The organism is Bacteroides sp. 3_2_5 (assembly GCF_000159855.2).
GTDB lineage: Bacteria > Bacteroidota > Bacteroidia > Bacteroidales > Bacteroidaceae > Bacteroides > Bacteroides fragilis.
Genome location: NZ_JH636044.1, coordinates 917,443 through 942,163, shown reverse-complemented (window position 1 = coordinate 942,163; position 24,721 = coordinate 917,443). Strand labels below are relative to the sequence as shown.

The following is a 24,721-nucleotide window of genomic DNA, read 5'->3' as shown; positions in this document are numbered from 1 at the left end:
GAACAAATAAGAATGAAGAAATTAGCAAACTATTGCCCCCTGATTTTATTATTTTTGTTTGCCACACCCAAGGTAAACGCACAGAGTGTAGACGTAGTGATTCGCGACAACGGCAAAGAACGCCAAGAGAGCATCGAGCTTCCCAAAAGTATGACTTATCCTCTCGATAGCCTGCTCAACGACTGGAAAGCCAAGAATTATATCGACTTAGGAAAAGACTGCAGTACAGCGGAGATCAACCCGCTGTTCAGCGACTCCGTATACATCGACCGCCTATCACGCATGCCGACCGTTATGGAAATGCCATACAACGAAATTGTACGTAAATTTATTGATATGTATGCCGGACGCCTGCGGAATCAAGTCTCTTTTATGTTGAGTGCCTGCAACTTCTATATGCCTATCTTTGAGGAGGCCCTCGATGCGTATAATTTACCATTGGAATTGAAATATCTGCCTATTATCGAATCGGCCTTGAACCCGTCGGCAGTATCGCGCGCCGGTGCAGGAGGCTTGTGGCAGTTCATGATCGGAACCGGCAAAATGTACGGTCTGGAGTCAAACAGCCTGGTGGACGACCGTCGTGACCCGATAAAAGCAACCTGGGCAGCAGCACGCTACCTGAAGGATCTATATGACATTTATCATGACTGGAATCTTGTGATTGCGGCTTACAACTGCGGACCGGGCACTATCAACAAAGCCATCCGCCGCTCGGGAGGAGAAACCGACTATTGGAGTATTTATAATTATCTGCCCAAAGAAACAAGAGGTTACGTACCGGCATTTATCGCCGCTAACTATGTAATGACCTATTACTGTGATCACAACATCTGCCCGATGGAAACCAATATTCCCGAAAGCACTGATACGATTCAAGTTAACAAAAACCTCCATTTCCAGCAGATAGCCGACTTATGCAACGTCCCAATGGACCAAATCAGAAGTCTCAATCCACAATATAAAAAAGAAATCATACCGGGCGAAAGCAAGTCGTACACACTGCGCCTTCCACAAAACGCGGTCAGTTCGTTCATCGACCGTCAGGATACGATTTATGCCCACCGTGCCGGCGAACTGTTCAAGAATCGGCGTACAGTGGCCATCAGGGACGACAGTTCAGCCTCCAAGAGGAGAGGCAGCTCTGCCAAAGCCGGCAGTGGTACACCCACTTACTATAAAATCAAAAACGGGGATACCCTGGGAGCCATTGCAGCAAAATATGGTGTACGCGTAAAAGATCTTCAAAACTGGAACGGATTGCGGGGAACTAACATTTCCGCAGGAAAACGTTTGAAAATATACAAATAAATCGCCTTTCGCTTGCCTGATGTTTAAATTTGATTATTTTTGCAGAAAAGGAACGAAAGGACTAAATTATGGACACTGAGAACCAGAAAGAAATAGCTGAAGAGCAGATGATTGAACAAGCGTTTCAGGAATTGCTGAACGATTATCTTGCTACAAAGCACCGCAAACGTATTGAGATTATAACCAAGGCCTTCAATTTCGCCAACCAGGCACATAAAGGCATCAAACGACGCTCGGGGGAACCGTATATCATGCACCCCATTGCCGTCGCGAAGATCGTATGTAATGAAATAGGCCTCGGCTCGACTTCCATTTGTGCCGCTTTGCTGCACGATGTTGTCGAGGACACCGATTATACAGTAGAAGATATCGAAAATATCTTCGGGGCCAAGATTGCACAGATTGTCGACGGACTGACCAAAATCTCCGGAGGTATTTTTGGTGACCGGGCTTCGGCACAAGCAGAAAACTTCAAGAAACTCCTGCTCACCATGTCTGATGATATCCGGGTGATCCTGATCAAGATTGCCGACCGCCTGCACAACATGCGTACACTAGGTTCCATGTTGCCCAACAAGCAATATAAGATTGCAGGCGAAACCCTTTATATTTACGCCCCTCTTGCCAATCGCCTGGGACTGTATAAGATCAAGACGGAACTGGAAAACCTCAGTTTCAAATATGAACATCCTGAAGAATATCAGGAGATTGAAGAAAAGCTGAACGCAACAGCCGCCGAACGCGATAAAGTATTCAACGAATTCACCGCTCCCATACGCGAGCAGTTGGATAAAATGGGATTAAAATATCGAATCCTGGCACGTGTGAAGTCCATCTACTCTATCTGGAACAAGATGCAGACCAAGCATGTTCCTTTCGAAGAGATTTATGATCTTCTGGCTGTACGGATCATTTTCGAACCACGCAACATGGATGAGGAACTGAACGACTGTTTCGATATTTATGTTTCTATCTCCAAAATCTATAAACCGCATCCCGACCGTCTGCGCGACTGGGTGAGCCACCCCAAAGCTAACGGATACCAGGCACTGCACGTCACTTTGATGGGCAATAATGGCCAGTGGATCGAAGTCCAGATACGCAGTGAGCGGATGAACGATGTAGCCGAACAGGGATTTGCCGCTCACTGGAAATATAAAGAAGGAGGAGGCAGCGAAGACGAAGGCGAACTGGAGAAATGGTTGCGTACCATTAAAGAGATACTCGACGATCCGCAGCCGGATGCCATCGACTTTCTCGATACAATCAAATTAAACTTATTCGCCTCGGAGATCTTTGTCTTCACCCCGAAAGGAGAGCTCAAAACCATGCCGCAGAACTCCACTGCCCTGGATTTCGCCTTCTCACTGCACACGGATATAGGAAGCCACTGTATAGGTGCCAAAGTGAATCATAAACTGGTACCGCTAAGCCATAAGCTGCAAAGTGGTGACCAAGTGGAAATCCTGACATCCAAGTCACAGCGTGTACAGCCCCAATGGGAAGTGTTTGCCACTACTGCGCGTGCAAGGGCTAAGATTGCGGCTATTCTGCGTAAGGAACGAAAAACCTTCCAGAAAGAAGGAGAAGAATTGTTGAATGAATTCTTTAAGAAAGAAGAGATCCGCCCGGAGGCAGCCGTCATCGAGAAGTTGTGCAAACTGCATAACATGAAGAACGAAGAAGAGTTTCTTGTAGCCATCGGTAACAAAACCATCGTTCTGGGAGATGCCGACAAAAATGAACTGAAAGAGAAACAAAGCAGCAACTGGATGAAGTATCTGACTTTCTCTTTTGGCAATAATAAGGATAAACAGCAGGAGGAAAAAGAACCGCAGGAAAAGGAAAAAATCAACACCAAACAAATTCTCAAACTGACGGAAGATGCCCTGCAAAAGAAATATATCATGGCCGAATGTTGTCATCCCATCCCCGGTGACGACGTACTGGGATACATGGACGAGAATGACCGCATCATCATCCACAAGCGTCAATGTCCGGTAGCGGCCAAACTGAAAAGCAGCTACGGCAACCGCATCATTGCCACTGAATGGGATACACACAAGAAGCTTTCGTTCCTGGTATACATTTATATTAAAGGAATAGATAATGTAGGGCTGCTGAATGAAATCACACAAGTTATCTCACGCCAGCTTAATGTGAATATCCGGAAACTGGATATGGAAACGGACGATGGCATTTTCGAAGGAAAGGTCCAATTGTATGTGCACGATGTGGAAGATGTAAAAGCTATTTGCAACAACCTGCGCAAGATTCCGAATATAAAGTCGGTGACACGTGTAGAAAACTAACAAAACAATAAATTAAATAACGGGAAGAGGAGCAATGAGTGCTTGAACAATCACTCATTGCTCCTCTTCTCGTCTTGTTGAAAACCCATCCAAAGCATCCCTCATTCCGATCAACTCTTGACGAATCTGCTTCAAACGGTCGATAATTTCAAAATTCCGGATCGTCGCTTCCCTGTTATCTTTCAGTTTCTGGCGAGCTCCGGGCAGAGTCATTCCTCTTTCTTTCACCAAATGATAGATCAGGCGAATGGTTTCCACATCCTCTTTCCTATACTGGCGCACGCCACGACTCCCTTTCTTTGGGGATATCTGCGGGAACTCCTTTTCCCAGAAACGAAGCAACGATTCGTTGACATCAAACATTTGGGCAACTTCACTGATAGAGTAATATAATTTCAGGTCTCTCTCCGTATTTTGCATGATTTTCTTCTCTTTTAGTCAAATACTTTACCGTGGTTGGCGGCAATCTGAATCATCCGTTCATAATCTTCCGCACTCAAATCCATAAAGTAATAGTTCACCGGATTGACCACCTGTCCTTTGACGTGCACTTCGTAATGCAAATGCGGGCCGGTACTCTTTCCAGTACTTCCTACCCCGGCTATAACTTCACCACGCACGACCTTTTTACCCAGTTTAGTACGAAACTCCTGTAAATGGGCGTAGCGGGTACGATATCCGAAGCCATGGTCAATCTCGACAGTATTGCCATAACCGGTCTCCCATCCCATTTTCACAACCGTACCATCACCCGTGGCATACACGTCCGTACCCGGATGCGCCGAGAAGTCCATGCCGGCATGAAATTTCGTTGTTCCGTAGATAGGGTCAATCCGTGTCCCATAACCGGATGCTGTCTTCCGAAGGTCCTTATTGGATATAGGCTGGATGGCGGGAATACATTTCAGCATCTGATCATGATTTTTACACATTGCCACTACATCGTCAAATGACTTGGACTGGATATAAAGCTGTTTGCTCAGTACATCCATCTTTTGGGTAGTGTTGATCACCAACTTTGAGTTAGCCATATACATCAATTGTTCGTAACGGTTCGTACCACCATAACCGGCCTGACGAATAGCCGGTGAAACAGGATCGGCCATAAAAATCACTCTATAGAGGTTATCATCACGCTGCTGGATATCCTGAAGCACCCCCATCGCCTCGTCAAGACGACGAGAGAGTACGTTATATTGCGCCAAGAGTTGGCTATTTTCTTTCCGCAACTCCTTCTCTGAGGGAGAACCGAAAATCAGTAACAGAATGATGAAACTGCCGGCTCCCAGTCCCATTCCTATAAAAAGACGGCGGAGAATGCTCAGCGCCCGTTGTCGGACAGTCGGATAAATCCGGTCATAAGTCTGCGTTTGCGGATTATAGATGTAGTAAACTTTGCGCATCTTATAAATATTTCGCTTGTTAATACGGCAAAAATAATAAAAACAAGCTATCTTTGCACTGCTTTTTTCAGAATATTAACCTCAACAATAGATATATAGAAGTATGTTGACTGCAAAAGAAACCAGAGATTCGTTTAAGAATTTCTTCGAGTCAAAAGGACATCAGATTGTTCCTTCGGCTCCAATGGTGATTAAAGATGACCCCACCCTGATGTTTACCAATGCAGGGATGAACCAGTTTAAAGATATTATTTTGGGTAACCACCCGGCGAAATACCACAGAGTCGCGGACTCACAAAAGTGCCTTCGTGTAAGCGGCAAGCACAATGACCTTGAAGAAGTAGGACACGATACCTACCATCACACCATGTTCGAAATGCTGGGTAACTGGTCGTTCGGTGATTACTTCAAGAAAGAAGCCATCAGTTGGGCATGGGAATATCTGGTAGACGTCCTGAAACTGAATCCGGAACACCTGTATGCAACAGTATTCGAAGGTAGCCCGGAAGAGGGCCTGGAGCGTGATAACGAGGCCGCCTCTTACTGGGAGCAATACTTGCCTAAAGACCATATCATCAACGGAAACAAACATGATAACTTTTGGGAAATGGGTGATACAGGCCCTTGCGGTCCGTGTTCGGAGATCCACATCGACCTCCGTCCTGCAGAAGAGCGTGCCAAGATTTCAGGACGCGACTTGGTGAACCACGATCATCCCCAGGTTATCGAAATCTGGAATCTTGTATTCATGCAATACAACCGCAAAGCCGACAGCACTCTTGAGCCGCTTCCGGCGAAAGTGATCGATACCGGTATGGGATTCGAACGCCTGTGCATGGCTTTGCAGGGTAAAACATCCAATTACGACACGGACGTATTCCAGCCGTTGATTAAAGCAATCGCCCAAATGGCCGGAACGGAATATGGCAAAAATGAACAGAACGACATTGCCATGCGTGTTATTGCCGACCACATCCGTACCATTGCGTTCTCAATTACTGACGGACAATTGCCTTCGAATGCCAAGGCCGGTTACGTGATTCGTCGTATCCTGCGTCGTGCCGTTCGTTACGGATATACATTCCTTGGACAGAAACAGGCATTTATGTACAAATTGCTTCCGGTTCTGATTGACAGCATGGGAGATGCCTATCCGGAACTGATTGCTCAAAAAGAGTTGATCGAAAAGGTTATCAAAGAAGAAGAAGAATCATTCCTCCGTACTTTGGAAACCGGTATCCGCCTGCTCGATAAAACAATGGCTGACACCAAAGCTAACGGAAAGACTGAAATCAGCGGTAAAGACGCTTTCACATTATACGATACATTCGGTTTCCCACTCGACCTGACAGAGTTGATTCTGCGTGAAAATGGTATGACAGTCAATGTCGAAGAGTTCGATGCCGAAATGCAACAGCAGAAACAACGTGCCCGCAATGCAGCTGCCATAGAGACAGGTGACTGGATCATACTGAAAGAAGGAACTACTGAATTTGTAGGTTACGATTACACGGAATACGAAACCTCCATCCTGCGTTATCGCCAGGTGAAACAGAAAAACCAAACTCTGTATCAGATCGTACTGGACTACACTCCGTTCTATGCAGAGAGCGGTGGCCAGGTAGGCGACACCGGTGTATTGGTAAACGAATTCGAGACTATCGAAGTAATCGACACCAAGAAAGAAAATAATCTTCCGATACATATTACAAAGAAACTGCCCGAACATCCGGAAGCTCCGATGATGGCATGTGTAGACACAGACAAACGTGCTGCTTGTGCAGCCAATCACTCGGCTACCCACTTGCTGGACGAAGCGCTCCGTGAAGTTTTAGGCGAACATGTAGAGCAGAAAGGATCATTGGTTACACCGGACTCTCTGCGTTTTGACTTCTCTCACTTCCAGAAAGTGACAGACGAAGAACTCCGCAAAGTAGAGCATCTGGTAAACGCCAAGATACGTGCCAATGTTCCATTACAGGAACACCGCAACATCCCTATCGAAGAAGCGAAAGAACTGGGCGCAATCGCCCTGTTCGGCGAGAAATATGGTGACCACGTACGTGTTATCCAGTTTGGCTCATCCATTGAATTCTGTGGAGGTACCCACGTTGCCGCTACCGGAAATATCGGTATGGTAAAAATTATCTCTGAGAGTTCGGTAGCTGCCGGTGTACGCCGTATCGAAGCATATACCGGAGCTCGCGTAGAAGAAATGCTGGATACGATCCAGGATACTTTGAGCGACTTGAAAGCTCTTTTCAACAATGCTCCCGACCTTGGTGTGGCCATTCGCAAGTATATCGACGAAAACGCAGGACTGAAAAAACAGGTGGAAGACTTCATGAAAGAAAAAGAAGCTGCCGTCAAAGAACGCCTGCTGAAGAATGTACAAGAGATTAACGGCATTAAAGTCATTAAGTTCTGCTTGCCGATGCCCGCCGAAGTAGTGAAGAACATCGCTTTCCAACTTCGTGGTGAAATTACAGAAAATCTCTTCTTTGTAGCCGGAACAGTAGATGCCAATAAACCAATGCTGACTGTTATGATCAGTGACAACCTGGTTGCCGGCGGACTGAAAGCAGGTAATCTGGTGAAAGAAGCTGCCAAACTGATTCAGGGTGGCGGTGGCGGTCAACCTCACTTCGCAACAGCCGGTGGCAAGAATCCGGACGGACTGAACGCTGCTGTTGAGAAGGTACTGGAACTGGCAGGAATCTAAAGGGGCCGACTCTTACGAGTGGGTACCACGCTATCCGAAAGTTCCCATATAAAGTTAGAAGTCAGATTAAACATCATAGACTCTCCGAGTAAAGAGTCCGGTACTGCACCGGACTCTTTCTATTTTATTCCCCTTCATCGAATGTCCATATCACAAACTCACTTTATCCCCCGGAAAGAGCAAGAATGATCTTGTTTATTCTACTCCTTCTACTACAGTAACGGAGAAGAGTGGACAGACTCAGCCTCATCCGAGATTCTTGATCGCCCGAAACTCTTTTGGAGAGATACCCGTATTCTTTTTAAAGAAATGCGTCAAATAGGATTGGTCCGGAAAATGCAGTTGCTCAGCTATTTCTGTTACAGATAAACGAGGCTCATTCAACAGCACTTTTATTTCGGCCACCAACTGTTCATCAATAAGCTGTTTAGGCTTCTTTCCATCTAAATGCCGAACTGTAATTTTATGCAGGTAACGAGACGATATACAAAGTTTTTCGGCATAAAAAGCTACCTGATGTTCATGCATACTATATTCACGGATCAATTGCATAAACCGATGGCAAAGTAATTGCGTACGACTATATTGCTTACTGACAGCCAATTTTTCCGGAATCGTATTAAACAGCCACATAAGCAGACTTTGCAAAAAGTTGTGCTCTTGTTGTCCCCTGAACTGGGGCATCGGTTCGGTAAACAACATTTGTGCCATATCCATCCACAAATTGATCTGCCGCCAGGTCTTCTGACTCCGTTCGTCAGCAGTATGATGGTAACAGGGATGTTCGTGAGTATAATTAAAGTAAGGTGTATCGATAGGTAACATGGCATTTAAAAATGCTTCTTTAGGAAACATCAACATTTTCACCTGTAAATCTCCTGAAGTTTCGAGCACTTGCAGCAAACCGCCGGTCAGGAAGATCAATTCTGTCTGTTCATTGAATATATATTTCTGCACACCGGTAGAGACAACGGCTTCTCCCTGCGTACAAATCAGATAGATACCACACCGGAAATGGTATGGGGCCGATATCAAAGAGGCCAGGTCGGTCTCTTCATATCGGATCGTTTTTGTATCGGCAAGCAATCGGTCTGTTTTCATAAAAGTCTGTTTTAGGCAACAAATGTAGGCTTATTTTTGATATTCAGGCTATTTTGTTCTGAAAACAACATGTTTTGTACAGATTAGCCTATATTCGATTCCTAACAGATGGAGTAATTTTGCAACCGTATTGATCAAAGAGAATAGCAATGACTGACAGACAGAATTCCAGACGGTTCTTATTATTATTTTTAGGTGTATTAAGTGCTTTCGGCCCTTTTATAATGGACATGTATTTGCCTACCTTACCGGCTATGGCAGATTTTTTCCACACTTCATCTTCTATGGTACAATTGGGACTCACCACCAGCATGATTGGCTTGGCTGCCGGACAATTAATTTTCGGTCCCTTGAGTGACAAGTACGGGCGACGTCCTCCATTACTTCTGGCCATGATTCTGTTCCTGCTCGCTACGGTGGGGTGCATCTTTTCACATACCATTTCACAATTTGTGACATCCCGATTCTTACAAGGCATTGCCGGAGCAGGTGGTGTAGTGATTTCCCGCTCCATAGCTACCGACGAGTATTCGGGACAGCAACTGGCCGGCATGCTTGCCGTTATCGGCGGAATAAATGGAATAGCTACAGTCATCGCCCCTATCGGAGGAGGTATACTGGCTCAGATAACAAGCTGGCAAGGCATCTTTATCTGCTTATTCTTTATGGGAGTGGTTCTCCTATCCGGAAGCTTACATTTGAACGAATCACTTCCGGCAAAACACAGACAGACTGTGAGTTGGCAAGACTTATACCATAGTTTCGGAGAAGTCCTCCGCAACCGCCGCTATGTAGGCTACGTCCTGCAATATGGTTTCACTATGGGAATACTGTTTGTCAATATCTCTTCTGCACCATTCATCATGCAACAACACTACGGACTCTCTCCTCTATCCTTCAGCCTCTGTTTCGGAATCAATGCGATAGCAATGGTTATCTTTTCAGCCATATCGATAAAATTACCTACCATGGAACGGGCTTTATATATAGGAAGCCGGGGCATGCTGTCAGTATCTGCACTATTGATGGTATTCTTGTCCTTGGGATGTGATTTTTGGATCTACGAGTTATTGATCTTCGCTCTACTCTCGATGATTGGCATGACTTTTACAGCATCCAACACCTTGGCCATGGAGTGTGAGCGACGGAATGCAGGCATTGCTTCGGCACTTTTGGGAGCCACCGGGTTTGCATTCGGAGGTATTGTATCGCCATTGGTAAGTTTAGGAGATATGATGACCTCTACCGGAATATTGTTTTTAGCAGGTTCTGCCTGTGCCTATGCATGCACCCGATATGTACTGTCACAATCCGTTCAACCCTCCGGAGTGCTATATCATTGAAAGTTACTATGGCGTTCTTTCCTGACAAAACGCTAAAAGGAGATTTAAAATCCAATGCAACCGACTAAAGATAAAGTCAAAGCATACCATAAGCCATGATTCACTAACAAACAGATACTTAAGATTCAAGATGTTAATTGAAAACCAAAGGATCCTGCCTTTAAAACCAACAATCCTTTGGCTTTTAAAGCAACGGTTCTCCTCTTTTCAACCTATAAGAACTCCATCCAAATCATCTCATACGTTCGATTGTACGCCGGGGAACAGATGTATTTTATCTATACATCCCGTTTTTCAAAACATTAAGAAGGGATCACTGAAACGGAAAGCATATTATCTCCCCCGGCTGTTTATAATGCCCCCTCCGCCCTCATGATAACGAGTCGAAATACAAAAAGACGAATCAATCAGCACACAAGCTCTTTCGTTTTACATTTATATTCTCTACCTTTGCACACTAAATCAATCAATTACTTAAAAAACTCTAACCCAAGCCGCATGAAAGTACTTTTTCATTCACTATTTATTCTTTTATTTGTTTTCACTGCCTGTACGTCTACCCCTAAACAGGCAACTATTGACTATACCCAATATGTAAACCCATTTATCGGAACCGATTTCACCGGTAATACCTATCCCGGAGCACAAGTCCCTTTCGGCATGGTACAACTTAGTCCGGACAACGGACTTCCCGGCTGGGACCGTATCTCCGGATATTTTTATCCCGATAGCACTATTGCCGGATTCAGCCATACCCACCTTTCTGGTACGGGAGCAGGCGACTTATATGACATCTCTTTCATGCCCGTCACCCTGCCTTATAAAGAAGCAGAAGCTCCGTTAGGTATTTACTCCAAATTTTCCCATCAGGACGAAAGTGCCACGGCAGGATATTACCAGGTACTGCTGAAAGATTACGGCATCAACGTCGAATTGACGGCAACCGAACGATGCGGCATTCAGCGTTACACTTTTCCTGAAGCCAAAGCCGCTATCTTCCTCAACCTGAAAAAAGCTATGAATTGGGACTTTACCAATGATTCGCACATCGAAGTTATCGACTCGGTAACCATTCAGGGATACCGCTTCTCCGACGGATGGGCACGTGATCAGCACGTCTATTTCCGTACACGCTTCTCTAAACCTTTTACAGCCGTTCAAATGGATACAACTGCCATCCTGAAAGACGGAAAACGAATGGGTACGGCTACCATAGCCCGATTCGATTTCGACACACAAAAAGGAGAGCAAATACTTGTCAACACAGCCCTTTCCGGTGTCAGCATGGAAGGAGCAGCTCAAAATCTGGCAGCCGAAGTTCCGGAGGATAATTTCGATAAATATCGTGAGGCTGCACGGGACAACTGGAACCGGCAACTCTCTAAAATCGCAGTCAAAGGCGACCATAAGGACGATTGGGTAAACTTCTACACCGCACTCTATCACACCATGCTTGCTCCTACCATTTATAGCGATGTCGACGGTTCGTATTACGGTCCGGACAAAAAGGTTCATCGCACAGACGGATGGGTAAACTACAGTACTTTCTCTTTATGGGATACATACCGCGCCGCACATCCTCTATTTACCTATACCGAACCCGAACGTACCAACGATATGGTTCAATCATTTCTGGCTTTCTACGAACAGAACGGACGCCTGCCGGTTTGGAATTTCTACGGTAGTGAAACAGATATGATGATTGGCTATCATGCCGTTCCGGTCATCGTGGATGCTTATCTGAAAGGTATTGGAAACTTTGATCCGGAAAAGGCATTGGAAGCTTGTGTAGCCACTGCCAACCTGGACAATTACCGCGGAATTGGTGCTTATAAAGAACTGGGATATGTTCCTTTCAATGAAAAAGATAGTTATAATGCCGAAAACTGGTCGTTATCCAAAACACTTGAATACGCTTATGATGATTACTGCATTGCCCGCATGGCAGAAAAACTGGGAAAGAAAGAGATTGCGGACGAATTCTATAAGCGGTCGCAAAACTATCGTAACGTATACAATCCGGCAACCTCGTTCATGCAACCTCGTGATGACAAGGGAGAATTTCAGAAAGACTTTAAAGCAGATGCTTATACACCGCATATCTGCGAAAGTAACGGTTGGCAATATTTCTGGTCGGTACAGCATGACATAGACGGACTGATCGGTCTGACAGGCGGAAAAGAACGTTTTGCACAAAAGCTGGACAGCATGTTCACCTTCCATCCTTCGGCCGACGACGAACTTCCGCTCTTCAGTACCGGAATGATAGGCCAATATGCTCACGGAAACGAACCGAGCCATCACGTCATCTACCTTTATAATGCGGTAGACCAACCCTGGAAAACCCAGGAGTATGTGGCAAAAGTAATGAACGAACTCTACCTGAACAGCCCTGCCGGACTCTGCGGAAACGAAGACTGCGGCCAGATGTCGGCTTGGTATGTATTCAGCGCCATGGGATTCTATCCGGTAAATCCGATAAGCGGTCAATATGAAATAGGTACTCCCCTTTTCCCGGAAGTGCAACTGCACCTTGACAACGGGAAAACATTCACTGTCAAAGCTCCGGCTGTCAGCAAAGAGAATATCTATATCCGATCAACCAAACTGAATGGAAAACCCTATGATAAAAGTTACATTACTCATGAACAGATTATGAGTGGTGCAACCCTTGAGTTTGAAATGGGAAAGGAGAAAGTTACGAGTGATCAATAACTTGTAGCCCGCACCCCCCAAACCAGCAGCTAAAAAAGATGGACGACACATTTGATATAACCTACAAAGCCCTGTTCCGGAGGTACTATCCGAACCTGATGTTCTACGCCACCCGCCTGGTGGGCGATGAAGAAGCAGAGGATGTAGTACAGGATGTATTCGTGGAACTGTGGAAACGAAGAGATTCCATGGTAATAGGCGACCAGATCCAAGCCTTCCTCTATCGGGCGGTATATACCCGGGCCTTGAATGTGCTGAAACACCGCAGCATAGAGGACGGATATTGCGCTGCTGTGGAAGAAATCAACCAAAAACGAGCGGAATTCTATCAGCCGGACAACAACGAAGTAATCCGGCGGATAGAAGACCGCGAATTGCGAAACGAAATCTACCAAGCCATTAACGAGCTACCGGACAAATGCAAGGAAGTGTTTAAGTTGAGCTATCTGCACGAAATGAAGAATAAAGAAATAGCTGACGTGATGGGAGTCTCTTTACGTACGGTAGAAGCCCACATGTACAAGGCACTGAAGTTCCTACGAAACCGTCTCGGCCATTTATGGTTTTTATTTCTACTATTTTTTATCAAATAGATAAGTGTTTTTAAAGATTTAGTTGTTTCTATTATATAATGAAAAAGAAAAGATGAATAATCTGAGCGAAGACATATTGATGAGATATCTGACAGGCGAATGTTCTGACGAAGATTTTGCCAGAGTGAACGCTTGGATCAAAGAATCAGACGATAATGCCCGCCGACTTTTCCGAATGGAAGAGGTATATCATTTGGGCAGACACGACAGCTTTCCGGATCAGAAAAAAGTTGCCCGGACAGAAGCACGACTATACAAGAAACTGGCTCAGGAAGATGCACATAGCCGCAAAGTGATCAGAATGCACCAATGGATACGATATGCCGCTATCATCGTGCTCGCACTGATGATAGGCACCGGAGGCGGATACCTGTACTATCAGGCCGATCCGACCCGGAATATGATAACGGCCTCGTCCACGGATGGCAAAGTGAAAGAAGTGATGTTGCCCGATGGCACAAAAGTATGGCTCAATCAATCGGCCACCCTGAAATATCCCAAGGAATTCTCAGAATCCGAAAGAGATGTATATCTCGATGGAGAAGCTTATTTCGAAGTCACTAAAAACCGTCGGTGTCCTTTCGTTGTAGAGAGTGAGGCTATGCGTATCAAAGTGTTGGGAACCACTTTCAATTTCAAGTGCGACAAGAGTCACAAACTGGCAGAAGCAACCTTGATCGAAGGAGAAATAGAAGTGAGAGGAAACCACGATGAAGGAATGATTATTCTTTCGCCCGGACAAAAGGCCGAACTGAATAAAACAACCCGCAGACTGGTGGTGAAGCAAGTAGATGCCAAATTGGATGCCGTATGGCACAATGACCTGATCCCGTTTGAACAGGCGGACATTTTTGCCATCACCCGGACGTTAGAACGCTTTTATGATGTGAAAATCATTCTTTCACCCGACATTAAGTCCGACAAAACTTACTCGGGTGTATTGAAGAAAAAAGATAATATAGAGTCTGTACTCCAATCGTTGGACAACTCTATACCTATCAATTATAAGATTGTGGGAGACAATATCTTTATTTCTTCACGTAACAAGTGAGCAACCAATTAAAATAAACATACAGTACCATGAAATTTAAAACATTCCTGGCGGGATGTTTAGGAGGCTTATTGTCTCTGAACTCCTGCACAAACTCGCCGGACATGACTGATTACGCAGCCTACGTCAACCCATTTATCGGTACAGGCGGACACGGTCATACTTTTCCGGGCGCCATTGTCCCCCATGGCATGATTTCTCCCAGCCCAGACACCCGCATAGATGGGTGGGATGCCTGCTCGGGATATTATTACGCAGATTCCACCATCAACGGATTCTCACACACCCATTTGAGCGGAACCGGTTGTTGCGACTATGGAGATGTACTACTGATGCCTACGGTGGGCGAACAAAAGTACCTCCCCACAGGTTCACAGAGCCAGCAGATGGCTTATGCTTCTGCCTTTTCACATCAAAATGAGACTGCCGAACCGGGCTATTACTCAGTCTTCCTGGATACTTATCAAGTAAAAGCCGAACTGACTGCAAGCAAACGGGCAGCTATCCACAGATATACTTTTCCTGAAAGTAAAGAAGCAGGATTCATCCTCGACTTGGACTACAGTCTGCAACGGCAGACCAACAAAGAGATGGAAATAGAGGTCATCAGCCCCACTGAAATCTGCGGCCGTAAAAAGACCATGTACTGGGCTTTCGACCAATATATCAACTTTTATGCAAAATTCTCGAAACCTTTCACCTACACGTTGGTGACTGATTCGATGGCACTCGACGATGGAGGCAGACTGCTGCCTACCTGTAAAGCATTACTTCACTTTGACACGACCAAAGACGAACAAGTGTTTGTCAAAGTCGGAATCTCTGCTGTGGACATAGAGGGTGCACGCAAAAATGTAGAAACTGAAATACCAGACTGGGATTTTGACGGAATACGTAAAGACGCACGCAAAGCGTGGAATGAAACGTTATCGAAGATTGATATTACTACCAATGATAAAAATGACAAAACCATCTTCTATACCGCACTCTACCACACTGCCATTAGCCCGAATCTGTTTACGGACGTAGACGGACGTTATCTGGGTATGGATCTGCAAGTACATCAAGGAGATACACTGAATCCGATGTATACCATTTTTTCTTTATGGGATACCTTCCGTGCACTGCATCCGCTAATGACCATTATAGATCCGGATCTGAACAATGCTTTCATCCGTTCACTGATCAAAAAGCATCAGGAGGGGGGCATTTTCCCAATGTGGGACATGGCTTCCAACTATACCGGTACAATGATTGGTTACCATGCCGTTCCCGTCATTGTAGATGCATATATGAAAGGCGATCGTAATTTCGACATCCAAGAAGCTTACCGAGCCTGCGTGCGTGCGGCAGAATATGATACAACAGGAATCAAATGCCCCGATCTGGTGTTACCCCATCTGATGCCGAAAGCCAAATATTATAAAAACTCAATCGGCTACGTACCGTGTGACCGCGAAAACGAATCGGTTGCCAAGGCCTTGGAGTACGCTTATGACGACTGGTGTATTTCAGTATTTGCCGATGCATTGAACGACTACGACACCCGGGACAAATACGCACGTTTCGCAAAAGCCTACGAGTTTTACTTCGATCCGGGAACCCGCTTTATGCGCGGATTGGACAGTAAGGGCGAATGGCGCACTCCCTTCAATCCACGCTCTTCAACTCACCGCAACGATGATTATTGTGAAGGGACTGCCTGGCAATGGACCTGGTTCGTTCCACACGACATCGAAGGATTGGTAAAACTAATGGGCGGCGAAGATGCCTTCGTCGGTAAACTGGATTCTCTGTTTACCGCCGACTCTTCACTGGAAGGCGAAACAACCTCCTCGGACATCAGCGGACTGATCGGACAATATGCCCACGGCAACGAACCCAGCCACCACGTGATTCATATGTACAACTATGTGAACCGTCCGTGGAGGACGCAAGAATTGGTAGACAGCGTATACCGTAGCCAATATGCCAATGCCGTAGACGGACTGTCGGGAAATGAAGATTGCGGACAAATGTCGGCTTGGTATGTACTCAATTCTATGGGATTCTATCAGGTATGTCCGGGGAAACCGGTTTATTCTATCGGACGCCCCGCATTCGATAAAGCCGTAGTAAACCTGCCCGATGGCAAAAAGTTTACAGTGATAGCTAAGAATAACTCGAAAAAGAATAAGTATATCAAAAGCATGACACTGAACGGAAAACCATTGGATAAACCATTCTTTACGCATGACGATATCATAGCAGGCAGTACGTTGGAAATAGAAATGACAGACCGGCGGACCCAACCCTAAGAAAGTACTCTGTTTCATCACAGATTATACGAATATGTAGCCTACACGGCACCGATGATAGAAAATATATAATATCCATATAGCAATACACTTATCCACACCATGAGAAAAATTCTTTTGACCGCTTGCCTTATAGCTTGCTCACTAATGGCTGAGGCCAAAGACTGGACCCAATACGTAAACCCACTGATGGGAACGCAGTCTTCTTTCGAATTATCAACCGGGAACACCTATCCCGCTATTGCACGTCCGTGGGGAATGAACTTCTGGACACCGCAAACGGGCAAGATGGGGGACGGATGGCAATACACGTATACAGCCAACAAAATCAGGGGATTCAAGCAAACCCACCAACCCAGCCCATGGATCAATGATTACGGACAATTCTCCATCATGCCCGTCACAGGCAAACTTGAGTTTGATGAAGAAAAACGTGCCAGTTGGTTCAGTCATAAAGGTGAAATAGCAACTCCTTCCTACTATAAAGTATATTTGGCCGAGCACGATGTAGTGACCGAAATGACTCCGACAGAACGTGCGGTTCTGTTCCGTTTCACCTTTCCCGAAAACGAACACTCGTACATTGTAGTAGACGCATTCGACAAGGGTTCCTACGTAAAAGTAATTCCGGAAGAGAACAAGATAATCGGCTACACCACCCGTAACAGTGGTGGAGTGCCCGAGAATTTCAAGAACTACTTCGTTATCGAGTTCGACAAACCTTTCACTTACAAAGGCACTTTTGCAGACAAAAAGCTGGAAGAAGGCAACTTGGAGCAGAAAGCCGACCATACGGGAGCCATCATTGGTTTCAGTACCCGTAAAGGTGAAATCGTGCATGCCCGTATAGCTTCTTCGTTCATTAGTTTTGAACAAGCGGCTCAGAACCTTAAAGAATTGGGTAACGACTCTTTTGAGCAACTTGCACAAAAAGGGAATGATGCCTGGAACAATGTATTAGGTAAAATAGAAGTAGAAGGCGGCAATCTGGACCAGTACCGTACATTCTACTCCTGCCTCTACCGTTCTCTGCTATTTCCCCGCAAATTCTATGAGTTTACGGCAGACGGGCAACCGATTCATTATAGTCCTTACAACGGTCAGGTACTCCCCGGATATATGTACACCGATACAGGATTTTGGGATACATTCCGTTGTTTGTTTCCATTCCTGAACCTGATGTACCCATCGGTAAACAAAGAAATACAAGAAGGACTTATCAATACTTATAAGGAAAGTGGTTTCTTTCCGGAATGGGCGAGTCCCGGACACAGAGGTTGTATGATAGGCAATAACTCTGCTTCAGTATTGGTAGACGCCTACATGAAAGGAGTAAAGGTAGACGATGTGAAAACTCTGTATGAAGGGCTGATTCACGGTATAGAGAATGTACATACGGAAGTCTCTTCTACCGGACGCTTGGGGTATCAGTATTACAATAAGCTGGGCTACGTACCCTATGACGTGAAAATCAATGAAAATACAGCCCGCACATTAGAATACGCTTACGATGACTGGTGCATCTACCAACTGGCTAAAGCCCTGAACCGACCGAAAAAAGAAATTGAACTATTTGCCAAACGTGCCATGAACTACCGGAATGTATTCGACAAAGAAAGCAAACTGATGCGTGGCCGTAATGAAAACGGCCAGTTCCAGTCACCATTCTCTCCGTTGAAGTGGGGAGATGCATTCACAGAAGGTAACAGCTGGCATTACTCCTGGTCGGTATTTCACGACCCGCAAGGATTAATCGATCTGATGGGAGGCAAAAAGATGTTTATCACGATGCTGGACTCCGTATTTGCAGTTCCTCCTGTATTCGACGACAGTTATTATGGACAGGTGATCCATGAAATCCGCGAAATGACCGTGATGAACATGGGTAACTATGCACACGGCAACCAACCGATACAGCACATGATTTACTTGTACAATTATGCCGGACAGCCCTGGAAAGCGCAATACTGGCTTCGTCAAGTAATGGACCGCATGTATACTCCGGGTCCTGACGGTTACTGTGGCGACGAGGACAACGGACAGACCTCTGCCTGGTATGTATTCTCAGCCCTCGGATTCTATCCGGTATGTCCAGGAACAGATGAGTATGTCATTGGAGCCCCTCTATTCAAAAAGGCAACGCTACACTTTGAAAATGGCAATAATCTTGTGATCGATGCACAGAATAACAGTAAGGAGAATCTTTATATCGAATCCCTCCGGGTCAACGGGCAAGAATCAACCCGGAACTATCTGAAACATGCCGATCTGCTGCAAGGCGGAACCATTGAATTCAAAATGGGTTCACACCCCAACCTCAACAGAGGCATCAACGATGATGATGCTCCCTATTCATTCTCCAAGATGAAATAGTCCTCTCTCTTTAGACAACTCATATCCCCTGAGGGTGCATACCCAGAATCCAATACGGATACACGTACGCATCCTCAGGGACATATAAAATAATTCTCAAAAAAGTTAGTAACTGAAGTAAGTGTTTCTTTCGGGACACTTGTTTTATTAACATCAAGGGTACAAAAGCCGTTGACTTATATTATAAATACAATGCTTAAACCTTGTATGTTTTTAAAGTTAACTAATTAATTTAATTATAGTCAATGAAAAACAAAATCCTATTTCAAAGACCCAGGCTGCTCAAAGCATCGCTGGTTCTTCTTTTAGCTGCCGCTCCTATCCAGTGGTCATTTGCACAATTCACATTTTCAACTTCCCGCACTACATTGGGGCAAGTCATCAAAACGGTGCAATCTCAGTCTAAGTATCAATTCTTTTATGATGACCAATCGTCAAACATGCCGATTGAGAATCTGAACGTAAAGAATGTAAGCCTGGAACAACTGTTGAATACTGCGCTCAAAGGCAAAAACCTGACATACAAAATCGAGGATAACATTGTTTATCTGTCTCAGGCTTCCAAACAACAGGATCCGGTTCAGGCATCAGCCAAACGTCAGATCAGCGGTACGGTTGTAGATGCTAACGGTGAGGCGCTGATCGGCGTCAATGTATCTGTTAAGGGTACCAGCACAGGAGCCATTACCGACCTGGAGGGTAAATACACCCTGACTGTCAATGATCCGAAAGCTGAAATCGTATTCTCCTATATCGGATACAAACAACAAGTGTTGCCCGCTAAAGAAAGCATTCTGAATGTAACGATGAGTGAAGATACCCAGATGATCAGTGAAGTGGTTGTAACCGCTTTGGGCATCAAACGTGAGAAGAAAATGTTAGGATATGCCGTACAGGAAATCAAAGGCGACCAACTGAACCAGACAGGGGATCCTTCAGTGACCAGTGCATTGCAAGGTAAAGTAGCTGGTCTGCAAATGAATACAGCCGGAACTGGCCTGGGTGGTTCTACCAAGATTACAATCCGCGGTAACTCTTCTCTCGCAGATAACAACCAGCCGCTCTGGATTGTAGACGGTGTACCGTTCAGTGACAATAATAACTCGGATGCTACCTATTACGGTGGTGTCGACCGTGGTGGTTCGTCCGTCGATATCAACCCGGAAGATATTGAATCGATCTCTGTACTGAAAGGTCCGAATGCCGCCGCTCTCTACGGTTCGCGTGCCGGTAACGGTGTGATCTTGGTCACAACCAAAAAAGGTAGCAAGAAAGATGGATTCGGAGTACGCTATAGCGGCAACTTCACTTGGAGCCAGGTAGCCGAAACTCTTGAAATGCAAGATCGTTACGGACAGGGCCACATTGTGACTCAGGATGAAAACAAGAATCCTCTGTCTCAATATTATGCCAAATATGATCCGACAGACTCTTCCAGTTGGGGACCGGTATTGGACGGAAGCATGCAGAAAGCCTGGAACGGCGATACCTATGCATTCTCTAAATACGGCAACAAACTGAAAGATTACTTCGATACCGGTTTCGCGCAAAACCACAATGTATCGGTGAGCAACGTAACAGATAAATCGCACTTTCGTGCTTCTTTCGGCAGCTCGAACAATAAGGGCGTATTCCCGAACGAGAAGCTCAACCGAATCAACCTCGACCTGAATGCCGGAATGGAAATGAACAAATATCTCTCTATGGACGGAAAGATTTCACTTTCACGTACCAAAGCAGAAGATCGTCCTTACTTCGGTACTTACGGAGCAATCGCTCAATTGATGGGTATTCCTAACAATATTCGCCTGAACGACCTGAAACAATATTCGACAGATGGCAATGCACACGTAAACTGGACAGGTCCTACTGCCGGTATCCGTAACCCTTATTACGTCCTGAACCAGCGCCACAACTCTGACGAACGTTGGAGAGCATTCGGATATTATGGAATGAAAATCAACTTTACTGACTGGTTGCACTTGTCTGCCAAATATGCATTCGATTATTATCGTATCCGAATCGAAGAAACGAACGCAGGTGACGGTATCAACGGTGAGAGCAGTATCAAAGATATCACCGATGACGAAATGAACCGCGAGGAACAGAACTTCTTCGAATCGAACGCAGAAATCGTATTGATGGGTGACAAACAGCTGACTGACAATTTCCGTTTGGGATTCACGGTAGGTGGTAACTTCATGTACCAGAATTATGAATCACTGAATGCCGGCGTACGCAATATGCTGGATAAGGGACAATGGATTTTCAATGCAGCCAATATGCTGAACACTGCCGGAGAAACCGGACATGAACGCGCAACAAATTCAGTATTCGGATCTTTGCAACTCTCTTGGAAAGAATATCTGTCACTGGACTTGACTGCCCGTAACGACTGGTCGTCTACACTGCCGAAGAAGAACAACTCTTTCTTCTACCCGTCTGCCAACTTAAGTTTTGTCGTTTCTGATTTTGTCCGTTCACTGGACAAAACACTGCCCAACTGGCTGACTTTCGCCAAGGTACGTTTGTCTGCCGCACAAGTAGGTAAAGATACGGACCCGTATCAGTTATACAATACGTACGGATTTAAATTTGAAAAAGGTGAGCTGATTCCAAGCAAATCGAACGTGAAAATGAACGACCAGCTGAAACCGGAAATCTCTTCTTCTTACGAAGCAGGTTTGGATATGAAGTTCCTCAACAACCGTTTGGGATTTGACTTTACCTATTATTATAGCCGCACGAAGAACCAGATCATGAAAGTGCCCGCCGCTGCTCCCTGGAGTGGAGGTAAATGGGTCAATGCCGGTCTGATCACCAACAAAGGTTTCGAAATGATGATCTACTCTACACCGGTACAATTGAAAGACTTCTCTTTCGATCTGAATGTCAATCTGGCCAAGAACGTATCGAACGTAGAGAAACTGGCTGACGGTGTAGACTACATCTACTTCAATGGCGACTCTAACTTCCCGATCAACGTAGGTGCACGCCCGGGTCACAAATTGGGTGAAATCTATGCCAAGACTCTCTACAAACGTGACGAACAGGGCAACATCATTATAAATAAAGAGAACGGCTTGCCTATGACGACCACAGATGCTGACGAACGCCTGGCTAAACCTATCGGCAACATCCAGCCTAACTTGCTGATGTCTGTATCTCCGTCGTTCACCTACAAAGGCTTTACACTGTCTGCCATGTTCGATATGAAATTCGGTGGCGATATCATCTCTATCTCCGAAATGAATGCAACAGGCTCGGGTATGGCTAAACGTACTATGAATCGTGGAGAAAGCGATAACTTTATGATGATCTTCCCGGGTGTATACGAAGACGGAACACCCAATACTCAGAAGATCTCAGCATCCAACTATTACGGAGCACAGAACGCAGAAGACTTTATATACGATGCTTCTTTCATCAAGCTGAAGGAACTGGCCATCGGCTATACATTCCCCAAAAGCATGCTGAAGAAAACGCCGATCAACTCGCTGAATGTTTCGTTCGTAGCACGTAACCTGGCTTATCTGTTGAAACATACTCCGGGAACAAGTCCGGAAGGTGGTTACGACACAACCATGTTCTCTCAAGCCATCGACTTTATGGCTGTACCTTATACCCGTACATTCGGATTCTCAGTTAACCTTGGTTTCTAATTTTATAAATTAAAGATATAGTATGAAAATCAAAATATACAAATCGCTTGCCATGTGCACTCTCCTGTTAGGACTGGCTGCATGTAATGATTTCGAAGAAATGAATACCGATCCCTACGCACCGGTATACGATCCGGAAATAATCGGTGCCACACCTGACGGAATCGATATCGACTACGAACTGACACCCAGTGCACTGAAAAGCCTTCAAGGCACGGAAAGCGCCATCGGTTCGGTGTTCGCCAACCTGACTTACGAAGGACTGTATAATGATTATCAGGTTACGACCAACCTGACTCATGACATCTACGCTGCTTACTTTGCCAACAACGTTAGCGGATTCGTGACCAACTCGCCTACCTACGGTTATAACGACGGATGGTCCAAAAGACGCTGGGAGCACTTCTACGATAACCGCACTGTAGAAGAATACAGCCAGTTGATCAAAACATTCTGGTTCTGCGGAAAAGAGCGCTATCACAATGCGTTCTATATGACCCGTATCTACTACGCATTCCTGATCTCTATGCAAACAGACACTTATGGAGCCATTCCATTGGAATACTACGTAAAAGGTGCAATGCCCACAGACGAGAAAGTGAAATACATGGATCAGAAAGATGTATACGACGTTATCTTTAAAATGCTCGATCAGGCCATCACTGCACTGCACAACACTCCTTCTACTGCACAATACAGCCTGGGTGAAAACGACAAGTGCTTTGGAGGCGACAAAGACAAATGGCTTCGTTTTGCCAATACCCTTCGTTTACGATTGGCACTACGTGTATCGAATGTAGATCCCCAACTTGCTAAAGAACAGGGTGAGAAAGCCATGGCCGACCCTGCCGGATTGATGCAAAGCGATGATGATAATATGAAGCAGACTCCCAAATACTCGTACATCACGGGTGGTAACGAAAACATCTACACACTTCTGTACAACTGGAGTGCTAACGTAGTGTTATCCAAAGAAATGGAACGAGCTTATAAAGAACAATCGACCATTCTCGACCCACGTTGCGAAATATTGTGGTGGAGACCGACCGCTCTTGAGGACCTGAACCAAACCGAACCCAAAGAAGACATGACAAAAGACTTCAATGGTTGCGAAAACGGTGAGACTTCATTGGGAGGAAGCTACACAACGACTTATTCTCCGAGCCGTGTATTCATCAAGCAAGATCAGAAAAAACTCGACCGCAAACATTGGTGGTGTTATGCACGCGAAATAGTATGGCTGGGTTACTCCGAAAGCCTGTTCCTCCGGGCAGAAGCCGCTCTCCGAGGATGGGCCGGTGCTAAAGGTACCGCTGAAGATTTCTATAAGGAAGGCATTGAAGCTTCCTTCAACTACTATCAGATTGGTGCTGACGAGGAAGGACAAGAAAAGATCAGCAAATACATGGAAGGATTGAAAGGCTTACAAGCCTTCAAGAGTGGTGACAGAGAAGCACAGTTGGAACAAATCATCACCCAGAAATGGATTGCCGTATATCCCAACGGTAACGAAGGATGGGCAGAGTTCCGCCGTACAGACTATCCCCGCTATATGAAAACACCTAAAGGAGGCAACAACTCAGGGGGTGAAGTTGCAAACGGGAAGTTCATCAAACGCCTGAGATACCCGGACAGTGAAGTATCTAACCCGAACCGTCCGAAAGATGTAGATACACAGGGAACTCGTTTATGGTGGGACGTAGCCGACACCAATGATGATGGAGGCAATTACGTTACCCCAAACAACTTCCGCTAAACAACGAGATTCATATTCATGCACTGACAATAAATTAAGTTACACAAAAGAAACAGGGAGCCCGAGATGGGTTCCCTGTCTT

14 protein-coding genes are annotated in these 24,721 nt (G+C 45.4%); 11 read left to right on the top strand and 3 right to left on the bottom strand.

The window, feature by feature from the left end; translation table 11 throughout:
* Nucleotides 1-12 precede the first annotated feature (12 nt).
* On the top strand, nt 13-1,311 hold the full coding sequence (locus tag BSHG_RS13985) for a lytic transglycosylase domain-containing protein (protein WP_005784844.1): 1,299 nt from the start codon (nt 13-15) through the stop codon (nt 1,309-1,311).
* 68 nt (nt 1,312-1,379) lie between these two features.
* Nucleotides 1,380-3,623 carry a RelA/SpoT family protein gene (locus BSHG_RS13990; protein ID WP_005796220.1) on the top strand — a complete coding sequence of 748 codons (2,244 nt, stop codon included), beginning with the start codon at nt 1,380-1,382 and terminating at the stop codon, nt 3,621-3,623.
* Between the two features lie 54 nt (nt 3,624-3,677).
* On the opposite strand, the gene BSHG_RS13995 is transcribed toward BSHG_RS13990, so the two are convergent.
* Complete coding sequence (locus tag BSHG_RS13995) at nt 3,678-4,043, bottom strand: MerR family transcriptional regulator (protein ID WP_005784840.1); 366 nt, start codon at nt 4,041-4,043, stop codon at nt 3,678-3,680.
* Nucleotides 4,044-4,057: 14 nt separating this feature from the next.
* A complete protein-coding gene (locus BSHG_RS14000; RefSeq protein WP_008658558.1) occupies nt 4,058-5,026 on the bottom strand; it encodes a M23 family metallopeptidase in 969 nt (322 codons plus the stop codon).
* A gap of 103 nt (nt 5,027-5,129) precedes the next feature.
* On the opposite strand from BSHG_RS14000, the gene alaS reads away from it, so the two are divergent.
* On the top strand, nt 5,130-7,748 hold the full coding sequence (alaS, locus tag BSHG_RS14005; protein WP_005796226.1) for an alanine--tRNA ligase: 2,619 nt from the start codon (nt 5,130-5,132) through the stop codon (nt 7,746-7,748).
* Between the two features lie 246 nt (nt 7,749-7,994).
* On the opposite strand, the gene BSHG_RS14010 is transcribed toward alaS, so the two are convergent.
* Complete coding sequence (locus BSHG_RS14010) at nt 7,995-8,849, bottom strand: helix-turn-helix domain-containing protein (RefSeq protein ID WP_005784835.1); 855 nt, start codon at nt 8,847-8,849, stop codon at nt 7,995-7,997.
* Nucleotides 8,850-8,998: 149 nt separating this feature from the next.
* On the opposite strand from BSHG_RS14010, the gene BSHG_RS14015 reads away from it, so the two are divergent.
* The 8 genes from BSHG_RS14015 (at nt 8,999) to BSHG_RS14050 (ending at nt 24,639) form a co-directional block, all read left to right on the top strand.
* Complete coding sequence (locus tag BSHG_RS14015) at nt 8,999-10,192, top strand: multidrug effflux MFS transporter (RefSeq protein ID WP_008658551.1); 1,194 nt, start codon at nt 8,999-9,001, stop codon at nt 10,190-10,192.
* 498 nt (nt 10,193-10,690) lie between these two features.
* Nucleotides 10,691-12,907: a GH92 family glycosyl hydrolase gene (locus tag BSHG_RS14020; protein ID WP_008658550.1), complete on the top strand. Its 2,217-nt coding sequence runs from the start codon at nt 10,691-10,693 to the stop codon at nt 12,905-12,907.
* A 38-nt stretch (nt 12,908-12,945) separates the two neighbouring features.
* A complete protein-coding gene (locus BSHG_RS14025) occupies nt 12,946-13,500 on the top strand; it encodes an RNA polymerase sigma-70 factor (protein ID WP_005784829.1) in 555 nt (184 codons plus the stop codon).
* 52 nt (nt 13,501-13,552) lie between these two features.
* Nucleotides 13,553-14,551 carry a FecR family protein gene (locus BSHG_RS14030; protein ID WP_008658546.1) on the top strand — a complete coding sequence of 333 codons (999 nt, stop codon included), beginning with the start codon at nt 13,553-13,555 and terminating at the stop codon, nt 14,549-14,551.
* A 29-nt stretch (nt 14,552-14,580) separates the two neighbouring features.
* Nucleotides 14,581-16,848: a GH92 family glycosyl hydrolase gene (locus tag BSHG_RS14035; protein ID WP_008658544.1), complete on the top strand. Its 2,268-nt coding sequence runs from the start codon at nt 14,581-14,583 to the stop codon at nt 16,846-16,848.
* 102 nt (nt 16,849-16,950) lie between these two features.
* Complete coding sequence (locus tag BSHG_RS14040) at nt 16,951-19,221, top strand: GH92 family glycosyl hydrolase (protein WP_008658542.1); 2,271 nt, start codon at nt 16,951-16,953, stop codon at nt 19,219-19,221.
* A gap of 245 nt (nt 19,222-19,466) precedes the next feature.
* Nucleotides 19,467-22,883 (top strand): SusC/RagA family TonB-linked outer membrane protein, encoded by a 3,417-nt coding sequence (locus BSHG_RS14045; RefSeq protein ID WP_008658541.1) that lies wholly within the window; start codon nt 19,467-19,469, stop codon nt 22,881-22,883.
* A gap of 22 nt (nt 22,884-22,905) precedes the next feature.
* Nucleotides 22,906-24,639: a SusD/RagB family nutrient-binding outer membrane lipoprotein gene (locus BSHG_RS14050; protein WP_008658539.1), complete on the top strand. Its 1,734-nt coding sequence runs from the start codon at nt 22,906-22,908 to the stop codon at nt 24,637-24,639.
* Nucleotides 24,640-24,721: the final 82 nt, after the last annotated feature.

Bases quoted from the DNA above. Each gene is read 5' to 3' on its own strand.
- BSHG_RS14030 (WP_008658546.1), top strand. From the start codon at position 13,553: ATGAATAATCTGAGCGAAGACATATTGATGAGATATCTGACAGGCGAA.
- alaS (WP_005796226.1), top strand. From the start codon at position 5,130: ATGTTGACTGCAAAAGAAACCAGAGATTCGTTTAAGAATTTCTTCGAG.
- BSHG_RS14020 (WP_008658550.1), top strand. From the start codon at position 10,691: ATGAAAGTACTTTTTCATTCACTATTTATTCTTTTATTTGTTTTCACT.
- BSHG_RS13985 (WP_005784844.1), top strand. From the start codon at position 13: ATGAAGAAATTAGCAAACTATTGCCCCCTGATTTTATTATTTTTGTTT.
- BSHG_RS14035 (WP_008658544.1), top strand. From the start codon at position 14,581: ATGAAATTTAAAACATTCCTGGCGGGATGTTTAGGAGGCTTATTGTCT.
- BSHG_RS14045 (WP_008658541.1), top strand. From the start codon at position 19,467: ATGAAAAACAAAATCCTATTTCAAAGACCCAGGCTGCTCAAAGCATCG.
- BSHG_RS13990 (WP_005796220.1), top strand. From the start codon at position 1,380: ATGGACACTGAGAACCAGAAAGAAATAGCTGAAGAGCAGATGATTGAA.
- BSHG_RS14010 (WP_005784835.1), bottom strand. From the start codon at position 8,849: ATGAAAACAGACCGATTGCTTGCCGATACAAAAACGATCCGATATGAA.
- BSHG_RS14000 (WP_008658558.1), bottom strand. From the start codon at position 5,026: ATGCGCAAAGTTTACTACATCTATAATCCGCAAACGCAGACTTATGAC.
- BSHG_RS14050 (WP_008658539.1), top strand. From the start codon at position 22,906: ATGAAAATCAAAATATACAAATCGCTTGCCATGTGCACTCTCCTGTTA.
- BSHG_RS14040 (WP_008658542.1), top strand. From the start codon at position 16,951: ATGAGAAAAATTCTTTTGACCGCTTGCCTTATAGCTTGCTCACTAATG.
- BSHG_RS14015 (WP_008658551.1), top strand. From the start codon at position 8,999: ATGACTGACAGACAGAATTCCAGACGGTTCTTATTATTATTTTTAGGT.
- BSHG_RS14025 (WP_005784829.1), top strand. From the start codon at position 12,946: ATGGACGACACATTTGATATAACCTACAAAGCCCTGTTCCGGAGGTAC.
- BSHG_RS13995 (WP_005784840.1), bottom strand. From the start codon at position 4,043: ATGCAAAATACGGAGAGAGACCTGAAATTATATTACTCTATCAGTGAA.